Source organism: Chryseobacterium sp. CFS2 (genome assembly GCF_036543225.1).
In the GTDB taxonomy this organism is placed as follows: Bacteria; Bacteroidota; Bacteroidia; order Flavobacteriales; family Weeksellaceae; genus Chryseobacterium; species Chryseobacterium culicis_A.
Genome location: NZ_JAZHQU010000005.1, coordinates 260,169 through 271,941 on the forward strand (window position 1 = coordinate 260,169; position 11,773 = coordinate 271,941).

An 11,773-nucleotide genomic window follows, 5' to 3' on the forward strand; every position below is an offset into this window, starting at 1 on the left:
ATGAAAAATTTTATATACACTCTTGAACATATTTATACAGACGAATCACATACGAATTGTAAACTTTTAGGTTTTTTTGATGATTTAAAAGAATTAGAAAGAATAAAAAATATTGCGTCAAAATTTTCTGGATTCAAAGATTATCCTGATGGTTTTACAATTAAAAAAAATGAATTAAATAAAGTACATTGGAATACAGGATTTCATAATGTAGCAGGCGAAATAGGAAGAGATTATTTACCTGAAGAAGATTTAATTACTGAAGATACTTATATAGTGCAAAATTTAAAATCTATCTTTAATGTTAGCCATGTATATACTGTAGATACTTTCACGGATGATGAAAGAATTATAGGTGTTTTTTCAAATTTAGCCATGGTTCAAAATATTGTCGAACAATTAAAAGAGCAACCTGGATTTAGAGATCATTCAGAAAATTTTATTATAGATGAAGTGGAATTAAATCAACTTTTATGGACTTCTGGATTTTAAAAGACTAGCTCTCCCGCACGATTGCCCCCGCTGTCGCGAGCGTCTCGCTCGTGCCCAAAGTTAAATAAATAACAACCCTTGCACTCTTGCAAGGGTTTGTTTATACTATAAGTTTTCCTACTTTTAAACTTTGGATGGTAACCAGCTTTGTACCAATCTGTAGAGCCTTAATGTTTAATTGAATTTTGCTAGAAGGAGGAAAATCTTATACTATTACAGCAACAGAGCCTTCAGCTGATGATATAAAAGCATTCGCAAATTATGAAACTAATATTATTGTTGGTAATTTGGAACGTAACCAATTGAACTTAAATTCAGATGGTTCTATGGTAGATCCTAATAATAAACAAGGAGCTGTATTTTATGATAATACGGGTAAAAAAACAATGGATTTAAGTATTAAAGCAATAAATAGCATTTTATCAAATTATGAAAATGGCGGAATTAAGAAATAGAGTAATGTTTTTTTTATTAATGTTTTGCTCATTATTATGTTTTTCTCAAAGTAAAATGAATTTAATAATTGTCATTGATGATAATATTATTATTGACAGATTACCTATAAGTTTTATTAATAAAAAACAAAATAATAGTGTAAGAAATTTTACATATACTGTAGGTAAAGAAATTCAATTGGATGAAAAGTTTATTGAAGGTGACGAATTTATTTTAAAATTTAAATACTCAAATTATATTGATAAAGACTACAATTATAATATAAATATTATGGGCGGATTAATATTAGACACGCCGTATTTAATTGTTAGAATTTATAATTTAGATAAAAAGAAGTTTAAGAAAAAATATTGTCATTCAAATGAAGATTATGTTGTAGAGTTACAAAATAGTACATTGTATGGACAAATTCCTATTTGTAGATAAATATTCCCACGTTGGCACGAGCGTCTCGCTCGTGTCCACAAATAAAACAAAACCACTGCAATGGCGGTGGTTTTTGTTCTTTTATCCTGCAAAACCGCTATATTTACCAGTACAGGATCACTATGAATATGCTGAGAAAAATAGAATCATAATGAAGAGTAGAAATATTATAAGAGCAATTATATATTTATTACAGTTTTGTGGAGTTATAATAATAATTGATTTTCTTTTTAGTAATCTAACCCCTCATAAAACAAATTCATTTAACCTCCTATTTGATATTGTTTTTGGTTGTCTATTTTGGATATTATTTATATTTTCTGGGAGACTTCAAAAATAATATATTGAGATCTGGATCTTCTCCTTACCTAGAATAAAAACCACTATAATTCTAGTGGCTAAAGTACCACGAACTACTTTATAAACCGTCTCCAGCCCCTTCAAAACTGCCTTTAGGCACTATGGTAAGTATCTCGAGCCCCTTCATCAAGTGTCGGGAACTACTTTATAAACGGTCTCCAACCCCTTCAGAAGTCCCTCCAGTCACTTCCACAACCCTCTACACCCACTTCATCAAGGGGCTATAGCCTGTTCCATACCGGTCTCCAGCCCCTTATTGAACACCCTTTACCCCCTTGTCGAACAGGGTAGACCCCCTTACCTAAGGGGGTAGAGGGGGTTGGTGAAGGGGTATCAGATCATAGGAAAGGGTCTGGATATCGTATTTTTTCAATCATCAATGATAATAAGATTTGCTGATAGGTATAATCCTCCTACAATTTCCTAACTTTGTAGTTCTCAATAACAAACAAAACTATGTCAATCACCAACGAAGATCAGTTGATCGGAATGCAAAAAGTAAGTGAAGCCGTTGCCTATACTTTGAAAAAGATGATAGAGTATGCTGAACCCGGCATGACTACAAAAGATCTTGATGAGTATGGAGCGGGAATACTGGAGGGTTTCGGAGCAAAATCAGCGCCTTATATTACGTATGGATTCCCGGGTTGGACGTGTATCAGTGTGGATCATGAATTCTGCCATGGTATACCTACGGATCAGAGGGTTTTGCAGGAAGGTGACCTGATTAATATTGACGTTTCTGCAGAACTGGATGGATATTGGGCTGATAACGGAGGTTCTTTTGTGATTGGAAAAGATATTCACGGACATCAGAAGCTGGTAGAGGCCTCTAAAGATATTCTGAGAAAAGCCATCGATAATATCAAAGGCGGTGTGAAAATAGCAGATATAGGGCATTTAATGGAGACGGAAGCCAAGAAACGAGGGCTAAAAGTGATTAAGAATCTTGGCGGCCATGGAGTAGGACGAAGCTTACATGAGCAGCCTGACGAATTGCTGAACTACAGGAACCGTTATGACACGAGACGTTTTAAGAAAAACTCTGTCGTTGCTATTGAAACATTTATCGCAACCTCTTCCCATCTTGCGGTAGAATTAAAGGATGGATGGACCATGGTAGGGAACAAGGGCGGCTATATGGCTCAGCACGAGCATACCATTGTAGTCACCGATGGAAAACCCATCATCTTAACCCAAATGAACGAGATACTGAATTAAAAGGTTGCTCATTGCATCGTTGATAAATTGCAAAGGCGCCAAGATTTTATCTTAATTTCCTTGCTGAAAATCTTTGATTTTCTTGCGCCTTACAAGATACATCAGAATAAAAATCTTTGCGCCCTTGCGTTAAAAACAAAACCATAAGCACCATTCAACCCCAAGCTTCATCTGATCAACTTGTTGATTCCTTCTTCGCTCCCTTATTATCAGGATTTAATAATTAAAAACTTTGCGTTTACAATAATTAAGACAGTCGGTTATCAAAAATCTTTCAGAACACTTTCATAATTCGCTATAAAACCATGCTCCATAGTTCCTTCCATGCGGTACGTTTCAACATCCGTAATTCCCGTATAACTTCTGAAGACATCTTTGAGATAATCAGAAATATAATCCGGAGCCCCTTCAACACTTCTTCCGCCGGAAGCAATTGCTAGATACACTTTTTTGTCTTTAAACTGTCCCACACGAGTCCACTGCTCATCAAAAACATAAGTAACTCCGGCCCGGATCAGCTGATCCAGCCATGCTTTCAAGGGAGTTGAAATTCCAAGATTAAACATAGGTGTCCCAATGACAATGATGTCGGCTTCACGGATTTCGTCCACAATTGTATTGGCATACGAAAGGAGCTGTTTACTGTGTTCATCATATAATTCTGGATGTTTATAAAACTCATGGATAGACACTTCATCAGCAAACGGTGGCTGATCCTTCACCAAGTCCCGTACAACAACTTTATTGATTTTGTTCCTTTGTAAAAGCTTTTCCAGAAGGGCTGAACTCAACCTGTTGCTGTAAGATAAATCTCCTCTTGCGCTGGAAATAATGTGCAGAATATTTTTCATAATAAACTATTTTGTCTTCATGACGATCATCCCTTCTTTAAGGGGACAAAAAAATTGTTGAAGAGGAGTTTTTTTAATAATTCTGGATTGATGAATAAATGTTTGATGACATGATCAGGACCGTTTCTTCAGAGACGGTCTTTTTAGTTTCACACAGAAGGGAGGTATCTTGGGTAAAATTGTTAAAGACCAAATACTTTGCTATATTTATAGAATAAAATCACTTCACAAACTATCTGCTATGAAAAAATTTCTTTTAATCCTTTTGGGAATCATTGTTGTTTTGGCTGCTGTTGTATTGATCAAAACCTATACTTACCCGTTTAAGAAAAATAATCTCGGAACAGGTGATGGATGGAAACCTCTAAAAAATGATTCTGCAGTCATGAGGCTTTCCGGAGGAATAAAAGTTCCAACCGTTTCTACAGGCAGTTTGGGAGAATTTGATTATGCACCGTTTGATCAGTTCAAAACCTATTTAAAAGCCTCTTACCCATTAGTATATCAGAATACGGAAAATGTTGAAGTCAACCAATATGGATTGATATTCAGGCTTACAGGAAGCAATCCTGCGTTGGAACCTATTTTATTCCTTTCCCATATGGATGTGGTGCCTCCCGGAGATGCAGACATTAAAAATAATGAAGAAAATATATTCCGTCCCAATGACAAACCGTTGGAGCCTGTTTCAAAGGTTGCGGAAGATTGGGATTTTGCACCTTTCTCAGGTGCTGTTGCCAACGGAAGAATCTATGGAAGAGGTGCCATAGATATGAAAGGAATGCTGTTCTCCTTAATGGAATCCATGAATTCTATGATTAAAAATAAACAGATTCCACAACGTGATATTTACCTGGCTTTTGGTTTTGATGAAGAAGTAGGCGGACAAAAAGGAGCGATACAGATTGCAGATTATTTTAAGAAGAAAGGACTGAAATTCGATGCTGTTTACGACGAGGGCGGACTGATTATGAGAAAAGGAAATGTCGCAGGAATAGATACTGATGTGGCTGTGGTAGGCTGTGCAGAAAAAGGATTTCTTTCGGCAAAAATAAAAGTAAAAGGACTGGGCGGGCATTCCTCAATGCCTCCTATGGAAAGTGCCATTGGAAAAGCAGCGGTTATCATGCAGCGTCTGGAAGATCATCAGATGAAACCTGTTATCACGCCCTTAATCAAAGAATTCTTTAATAATATTGGCGGTGAAATGCCTTTTACCACAAGAATGGCACTCGCTAATCAATGGCTGTTAAAACCTGTATTGATTTCACAGCTCACCAAAAACAATACAACCAATGCTTTGGTAAGAACAACTACTGCATTAACCATGATGAAAGGAAGTGACGGTACCAACGTACTTTCTCCTGAAGTGGAATTTGTGGTGAACTTCAGACTGCTTCCCGGAAATTCCATAAAAGATGTCCGTGACCATATTGCTAAAGCGACTGAAGGCTTTGATGTTGAGGTAGAAGAAATTGACAATACAAGAGAAGCTTCGGCTATTTCTTCCACCAATACAAAAGCTTTTAAAATGATAGAAGCGGGAGTTAAAGAAATTCATCCCGGAGCGATTGTTACCCCTTATCTTACCATGGCAGGGACGGATGCTGCCAAATATGAGATTGTAAGCAAGAATGTCTACAGATTTATGCCCATTAAAATCAACAGCGCTGAACAGCAAAGTATTCACAGTACCAATGAGTACCTTAGCATTGAAAATTATCTGAAAATGATCCACTACTTTGAGTATCTGATGAAGAATTATGACAAATAAATGTCAATAGTGACTGATGAATTTGCTTCGATTGTAAATTTTAATATAAGTTAGCATATTATTAAACGCAGCGTTCACAAAGTTTTTTATGATGTTTAATTTCTTTCGATCGCAGAGGCGTTTCACTCAGCAATGTGTAAACTGAGGTCCTGGCTGAACGAAGTGCCTTTGCGAACAAAATATAAAACGTTGCTAACAAACCTTGCGAAGCTTAGCGTTAATAATGATTGACGATTGACTTTGCGAAGTAAAAATTGACCATTGACTTAACCACCTCCCAATCTTTTTCACAAAAAAATATATTGCGTCAAGTTTTGTCGCTTTACGAATATAGCTTTGTCATATCAAAATTACAGAGCTATGGAATTGCCATTTTACTTAAACTTTAACGACTTTGAAAGCAACTATTATGATACCCTTGAAAAATGGTTTGAAGAATATCATAATACCAGCGAAACAGATTATCTGAACGCCCTAGCAGATCTTTACAGTCCGTATGTCTATTACAGTTTTGGAGATAACAGGCTGAAGCCGGATGCTTCCATTGAAGTGAAAGACTGCTTTTTCCCCTACCATGAAAAAATAGGGATTTCTTTCTGCATTGATTGTGAAAACGGAACTCCACCGTCCAACGGAATAAACCAGGTCTTTGAATTTAAAAATATTTCCATGATGGAGTATGCCCAGCATATTCTGGATAAGATCAATAAGTTTTGTTCAAAAAATGCTCAGGCACTGGATGGCAGCAAAAATATTCAGGATTATATTAATAACTATACGATTATTACCTCAATGGAAGGAGTGGGGTATTGTATCAGCTACAACCGCCATCAGAAAGCAATTCCTTTTTTAAAGGCATATCTTCCCTATTATGGTCAGACCGTGAATATGGCGGTATACAGAGATTTTCTTTTTTCTGTGGTGCAAATTGCAGAATTCATAGACCGGAAACTGAAAACAGTACATGCTTTTAAAAATACGATTTATGCACGCTCAAGAGCAGAAGCAAAATTCAGCGTACAGATGAGCCGCCAGTTTTTGACGTTGTGCAACTAAAACTTTACACCAAACATTCATACTTAATTATATTGCGGAAAAACTTATGTTTTTCAATCAAAAATCCCAGTCAGTGATGACTGGGATTTTGTATCTGAAGAGGTGGGATGACTCTTTTTGTTATCTTTTTCTGTAAGGAATATTCCAGATCAGGTCTGCTGCCAGATAGTGAACACCTCCGTGATGAATACTTCTGCTGTCCCTGATCAGATCATCCATATATCCTATATCTACGGTAAAAGGAGAATTAGGAATCGTAAACATATAATAAGCGGCAATACGCATTTCACGATATCCAAATGAGCTCCACTCAGCATCCGGCTCATTGAGATGGCTTATGGAAAACAATGCTTCTGCACTCAAAGCCAGCTTCTGATTGTTTTTAGGAGATAAATTATAGGTAAGCTGACTCTTAATACGGGTTCTCAACTGAAAATCTTCTTCTACTTTATGAAAGCCTGCGTCATAAAACTTTCTGAATTCCTGTCGTACTGTATTCTTTAGCTTCCATTTTTTTCCAAGATCAAAAGTGTAGGCATATCTTCCGTAAACTCTGAATTCCTGTTCCGTATTTTCTTTATCATAAGGGGCTGTACTTTCATACTGGGGCTGCCTGCGGTAGCTCAAAGCATAACTATACTGCTGGTGGGGAGCAAAGGAATGGTAGGCTTCATGATTCAACACAATGATCGCTTGTTTTGAAAATAAATGATGATCATCCGGATTGCTTTTTCTCCCGATGGCAACATAGCTCAAAGCCTGCTTCTTGCCCAGAGAATCAAGCTGTTGCTTCACTCCAAAAGCTCCCCAGAATGCATTGTTGGCATCTCCCAGTCCAGGTGGACTGATCTGTGCTTTAACCGATGTTCCTATACATCCCAATAAAAATAATCCTGCAAAAAATTTCTTCATGCTCAATAGTGTGGATAACTGTTTTCCTGTTAATTTCAAATGACTGCGAAACCATAAGATGGAAATGAATACCGTTGATACGCAGAGAGAATACTTCGTGGTCACAAAATTAGAGGCTTTATTCATAGGATGTTTATTCAAAATCTTGTAATACTGTTTAAAAACAAGACAAAATAAACACTTGATTTAGGATAGATTTGGGAATGAAGTAAAGGAAAGCCCATATTAGAAAAAAATACAATCAGAATAAGTTGAAAGAAAGAATGTTATATGGCTATTGAAGTTGAGATAAAATCGTATAACGGATGAATTGTGGTATTGTTTGCTTTACTTGGTATTTTTAAGTTGATTTTTTTAAAAATGATGTATATGAGATGTATGCAAATTTTATTATGCTGTATATCAGATGTATGTAGTTTTATAATGAAACTAAGGGTCATGATTAATTTTGTAAGGTAATATAGAATATTAACCTTCTAACAAGATTTACCATGAAAGAAAAAAAATTTACTTACAAAAGTATCAGACATTTATTGTCGATAGGTTTAACGTTTTGTTCCGGATTTGCCTTTTCGCAGGCTGGTAATGTTGGAATTAATACACCAACCCCTCAAAAGACGCTGCATGTTAACGGATCACTTCAGGTGACCAATGAATTTAATCTGGGAGGTACAGCTAGCACAGCCGGATCACCCGGACTCACTAATCAGGTTTTGGTATCTCAAGGAGCAGGAAATCCAGTCATATGGAAGAATGTGAGTGATTTAATACCATCTAACACTTATACGTTGAAATTATTTAAGGATGCTGTAACCACTTACAATTATTTGACTTCAAGTCAAGTTAATGTAAGTGTCCTTTTAGGAACAGTGGCTGGGGTGACCATCTCTAAACCAGTTAATACTGTTGTTGTTTACTTGGATGTAGATGCCTACTCTTATCAGCTTTACGATCAATCTGCTATAGCTTATTTTCTTAAAACGAGTATAACACAAGGTGCTACGGAAATATCCGTGCAAAGTTCCCAGCTTTTAATATTAAGTGGAACGCTTTTTGCTGATAGTAGAAATCCTAATTTTAAATCATTTGTATACAAAAATCTGCCGGTAGGGACTTACAATGTTAATCTTTTTGGTAATAGACAAAATTCTGCAGGACCAAATGCAAGTAAGAATTTAGAGTTTATACCTGGAAATATACATGTTTATTTGTATGAGTCTAACTAATATTCTAAAATATTGAAAGATATAGATGTATTTTGAAAAATAGTAAATGTATCTCCTGGTGGTGTTTCTTAACTGAAAATCTTCCCATACTTTATGAATGTCACTCACTCCCATATTAGAAAAAAATAAACTCAGGATATGATGAAATAAAAAATGGTATATAGTCTTTTGGGTTGTGATAAAGCCATATAATGGATGATATTGTGGTATTGTTTGCTTCATTTGATGTTTTTAAGTTGATGTTTTTTAAAATGATGTACATGAGGTGTATGTAAATTTTATTATGCTGTATATCAGATGTATGTAATTTTATAATAAAACTAAGGGTCATGATTAATTTTGTAAGGTAATATCGAATATTAACCTTCTAACAAGATTTACGATGAAAGAAAAAAAATTTACTTACAGAAATATCAGACATTTACTGTTGATAGGTTTGACGCTTTGTTCCGGGTCGGCCTTTTCGCAGGCTGGTAATGTTGGGATTAGCACACCAACCCCTCAAAAGACGCTGCATGTTAACGGATCACTTCAGGTGACTAGGGAAATTAACCTTGGAGGGACTGCAAGTACAGCCGGATCATCCGGACTCAGTAATCAGATTTTAGTGTCACAGGGTACCGGAAACCCGGCGGTCTGGAAAAATCTGGGAGATATAGTAGGACCCAGCAGTACATTGAGGTCATTTAATGAACTTGTAACGAATCAAGTTCTAATGAATGTAAGTAATGAAAATGGCGCTTCTCTTGTACTGGGTGTTAAAAGTGGAATAACGGTAAGTAACCCCAATAATATTGTGGTAGTATATATTGATATAGATAGTTATTGTACTGTGTTTTCCTCTACATCTTCAATATCCTATTCCTTTTTGGCCAATATCGTAATTCCATCGGGAGAATTTGGTGTTATTGATTCTGGAGTTCTAGCATTAGATGGAAGTAATTTTTCTAATGCCAGACAAGGTAATTTCAGATCTTTTGTCTTTAGAAATGTACCTGTCGGGAATTTTAATGTAGGAATATATGCCAAAAGATTAGCTCATGTAGGCCCGAATGGAACGAGTGACCTGTTTTTTTTACCAGGAAATGTACATATTTATGTATATGAGAAAAACTAGATTTTATTAATAAATACTACAGTATCTTTTGCGGCTGGCAAATAATGGGTTTCATCTGCCAGCCGCAAATACTGCAGTAATAGAATGGTATAAATTTGTTAAGGCTCTTGAGGTTATACTCCTGTTTTACACATAGCATCCCATGTTGTCCAGAAATGGGCATTAATAGCTCCGATAGGAGGATTTATACTGTCTGCAACAATTCCTACCATAGAAGCACAGTTGGAATTGCAGCCTATTTCATTATGACTCCCTTGTTGAGGAGGAATCTGACGCCATGTACCGGTAGATCCGCTTAATAATTCTACCTTGATTTCAAAGATTCCGGAAAGATGAGGAGTCTGGATCTGTTGGGTAGGATTTTCACTGGAAATGGTATCGCTCCAGTTTCCCTGGGAAAAAGTTACTCGCCATGTAGAGATCATTTTAGAGGTGTCATTTTGTGGGGAAAGATATACCCAGAACTGTGCTCCGTTTCCAAGTATTACCTGACCGGAAGAATTTGCATTTACACTTGTTGATGTCATATTAGTTTGGTTTTTAGGTGATTAGATTATACTTCAAAGTAACGAAGGGCAAAGCACATAAGGTAACGTATAAATGACCAATTATCAGACTGGGTAGAAATACCTATCGTGAATATAGGTAAATAATCATAGAATATGAATTACAAAAAAGCCTGTGCTAATCATTAGCACAGGCTTTAATTTCTTGCAGAAAGGAAGGGATTCGAACCCTCGATACAGTTACCCGTATACTACCTTTCCAGGGTAGCTCCTTCAACCACTCGGACACCTTTCTTTTTGAGATTGCAAAAATAGTGTATTTTCTGGAATATCCAAATTATTCTTACAAATTAATCTGTAATTTCTCCACAAAGGCTTCTGGTGAAATTATCGGCAAAGCTTCCGGTGTAGCTTGGGTTATCAATAAGATGCATGGCTTTGGTAATGGCTGTTTCTGCCGTCATATCCCTTCCGCTGATGGCTCCGATTCTGGAGAAGATATTACTGTTTTCATATTTTCCAAATGAGATGCCTCCTGAAATACACTGGCTTACCACCACAATTTCCGTTCCGTTATCTCTGATTTCCTGAAGCGTTTCCTGGGTTTTTGCACTGCTGAAAATAGTTCCTGAGCCGAAAACCTGAAGAATAAGAACCTTCATTTTAGGGATTTCTCTGAAGTGGCTCAGATGCATTCCCGGAAAAATTCTCCAGAATAAAATATCTTCAGAAATATGTTCATCCACATGAAATTCTACTTTCGGGTCACAACGGAATAAGTTGTCTTTAAGAATATTTAAATGAACTCCGGACTGTCCAAGGATTGGGTAATTCGGACTTGAATAGGCATCAAAATACTCTGCAGAATATTTCAATGTTCTGTTTCCTCTTAATAATTTGTATTCAAAATAAATGGCAACCTCCTGAATCACTGCTTCATCATTTTCATAAAGGCTTGCGTAATAAAGGCTTGTCAGAAGATTTTCCTTGGCATCCGTTCTCAGGTCACCAATGGGAAGCTGAGAACCCGTCATGATGACCGGTTTTCTTAATCCTTTTAGCATGAAGCTTAATGCTGATGCGGTGTAAGACATGGTGTCTGTTCCGTGAAGAATCAGGAAACCGTCATAATCATCATAATTTTTGTGAATATAATTGGCGATTACTCTCCATTCTTCAGGTCCCATATCCGAAGAATCCAGTGGTTTGGCAAAAGGATGAACAAAGACTTCACATTCCATGAGTCTCATTTCAGGCATCTTTTCAAATATATTTCCAAAATCAAAGGCACGGAGACTTCCGGTTTCATAATCTTTTTCCATTCCGATGGTTCCACCGGTATAGATGAGCAGGACTTTTCGCTTCATGTACTAATT

12 protein-coding genes and 1 tRNA gene are annotated in these 11,773 nt (G+C 36.4%); 8 read left to right on the forward strand and 5 right to left on the reverse strand.

What is annotated here, in order from left to right; translation table 11 throughout:
* The 4 genes from ODR02_RS13965 (at position 1) to map (ending at position 2,955) form a co-directional block, all read left to right on the forward strand.
* Positions 1–492, forward strand: a complete 492-nt coding sequence (locus ODR02_RS13965; RefSeq protein WP_209785853.1) for a hypothetical protein — start codon at positions 1–3, stop codon at positions 490–492.
* Between the two features lie 185 nt (positions 493–677).
* On the forward strand, positions 678–947 hold the full coding sequence (locus ODR02_RS13970) for a hypothetical protein (protein ID WP_309513346.1): 270 nt from the start codon (positions 678–680) through the stop codon (positions 945–947).
* The gene (locus ODR02_RS13975; RefSeq protein WP_309513347.1) at positions 928–1,374 is read left to right on the forward strand and encodes a hypothetical protein; all 447 of its coding nucleotides are present in this window, start codon (positions 928–930) and stop codon (positions 1,372–1,374) included. Before ODR02_RS13970 ends, ODR02_RS13975 begins: the two co-directional genes overlap by 20 nt.
* A gap of 816 nt (positions 1,375–2,190) precedes the next feature.
* A complete protein-coding gene (gene map, locus ODR02_RS13980; RefSeq protein WP_309513348.1) occupies positions 2,191–2,955 on the forward strand; it encodes a type I methionyl aminopeptidase in 765 nt (254 codons plus the stop codon).
* A gap of 263 nt (positions 2,956–3,218) precedes the next feature.
* Here the strand turns inward: map and ODR02_RS13985 are convergent, their stop codons facing one another.
* Positions 3,219–3,806 (reverse strand): FMN-dependent NADH-azoreductase, encoded by a 588-nt coding sequence (locus ODR02_RS13985; RefSeq protein WP_309513349.1) that lies wholly within the window; start codon positions 3,804–3,806, stop codon positions 3,219–3,221.
* 241 nt (positions 3,807–4,047) lie between these two features.
* On the opposite strand from ODR02_RS13985, the gene ODR02_RS13990 reads away from it, so the two are divergent.
* Together ODR02_RS13990 and ODR02_RS13995 are read left to right on the forward strand one after the other, a co-directional pair.
* Positions 4,048–5,580 carry a M20/M25/M40 family metallo-hydrolase gene (locus tag ODR02_RS13990; RefSeq protein WP_309513350.1) on the forward strand — a complete coding sequence of 511 codons (1,533 nt, stop codon included), beginning with the start codon at positions 4,048–4,050 and terminating at the stop codon, positions 5,578–5,580.
* Between the two features lie 360 nt (positions 5,581–5,940).
* Entirely contained in the window at positions 5,941–6,636 is a 696-nt protein-coding gene (locus ODR02_RS13995; RefSeq protein WP_309513351.1) for a hypothetical protein, read from the forward strand.
* 120 nt (positions 6,637–6,756) lie between these two features.
* Here ODR02_RS13995 and ODR02_RS14000 read toward each other — a convergent pair whose 3' ends face one another.
* Complete coding sequence (locus ODR02_RS14000) at positions 6,757–7,548, reverse strand: DUF2490 domain-containing protein (protein WP_209785846.1); 792 nt, start codon at positions 7,546–7,548, stop codon at positions 6,757–6,759.
* 491 nt (positions 7,549–8,039) lie between these two features.
* Here ODR02_RS14000 and ODR02_RS14005 point away from each other — a divergent pair, with 491 nt between their 5' ends.
* The gene (locus ODR02_RS14005) at positions 8,040–8,774 is read left to right on the forward strand and encodes a hypothetical protein (RefSeq protein ID WP_209785845.1); all 735 of its coding nucleotides are present in this window, start codon (positions 8,040–8,042) and stop codon (positions 8,772–8,774) included.
* A 382-nt stretch (positions 8,775–9,156) separates the two neighbouring features.
* Entirely contained in the window at positions 9,157–9,891 is a 735-nt protein-coding gene (locus ODR02_RS14010; RefSeq protein ID WP_209785844.1) for a hypothetical protein, read from the forward strand.
* Positions 9,892–10,004: 113 nt separating this feature from the next.
* On the opposite strand, the gene ODR02_RS14015 is transcribed toward ODR02_RS14010, so the two are convergent.
* The 3 genes from ODR02_RS14015 to ODR02_RS14025 form a co-directional block, all read right to left on the reverse strand.
* Complete coding sequence (locus ODR02_RS14015) at positions 10,005–10,418, reverse strand: hypothetical protein (RefSeq protein ID WP_209785843.1); 414 nt, start codon at positions 10,416–10,418, stop codon at positions 10,005–10,007.
* 187 nt (positions 10,419–10,605) lie between these two features.
* A tRNA-Ser gene (locus tag ODR02_RS14020) sits at positions 10,606–10,692 on the reverse strand.
* A 55-nt stretch (positions 10,693–10,747) separates the two neighbouring features.
* Positions 10,748–11,764, reverse strand: a complete 1,017-nt coding sequence (locus tag ODR02_RS14025) for an asparaginase (RefSeq protein WP_105684535.1) — start codon at positions 11,762–11,764, stop codon at positions 10,748–10,750.
* Positions 11,765–11,773: the final 9 nt, after the last annotated feature.

Excerpts from the sequence above, each read along its gene's own strand:
- ODR02_RS13990 (WP_309513350.1), top strand. The coding sequence starts at position 4,048 with ATGAAAAAATTTCTTTTAATCCTTTTGGGAATCATTGTTGTTTTGGCT.
- ODR02_RS14000 (WP_209785846.1), bottom strand. The coding sequence starts at position 7,548 with ATGAAGAAATTTTTTGCAGGATTATTTTTATTGGGATGTATAGGAACA.
- ODR02_RS13975 (WP_309513347.1), top strand. The coding sequence starts at position 928 with ATGGCGGAATTAAGAAATAGAGTAATGTTTTTTTTATTAATGTTTTGC.
- ODR02_RS13995 (WP_309513351.1), top strand. The coding sequence starts at position 5,941 with ATGGAATTGCCATTTTACTTAAACTTTAACGACTTTGAAAGCAACTAT.
- ODR02_RS13985 (WP_309513349.1), bottom strand. The coding sequence starts at position 3,806 with ATGAAAAATATTCTGCACATTATTTCCAGCGCAAGAGGAGATTTATCT.
- ODR02_RS14015 (WP_209785843.1), bottom strand. The coding sequence starts at position 10,418 with ATGACATCAACAAGTGTAAATGCAAATTCTTCCGGTCAGGTAATACTT.
- ODR02_RS14025 (WP_105684535.1), bottom strand. The coding sequence starts at position 11,764 with ATGAAGCGAAAAGTCCTGCTCATCTATACCGGTGGAACCATCGGAATG.
- ODR02_RS14010 (WP_209785844.1), top strand. The coding sequence starts at position 9,157 with ATGAAAGAAAAAAAATTTACTTACAGAAATATCAGACATTTACTGTTG.
- ODR02_RS13965 (WP_209785853.1), top strand. The coding sequence starts at position 1 with ATGAAAAATTTTATATACACTCTTGAACATATTTATACAGACGAATCA.
- map (WP_309513348.1), top strand. The coding sequence starts at position 2,191 with ATGTCAATCACCAACGAAGATCAGTTGATCGGAATGCAAAAAGTAAGT.
- ODR02_RS14005 (WP_209785845.1), top strand. The coding sequence starts at position 8,040 with ATGAAAGAAAAAAAATTTACTTACAAAAGTATCAGACATTTATTGTCG.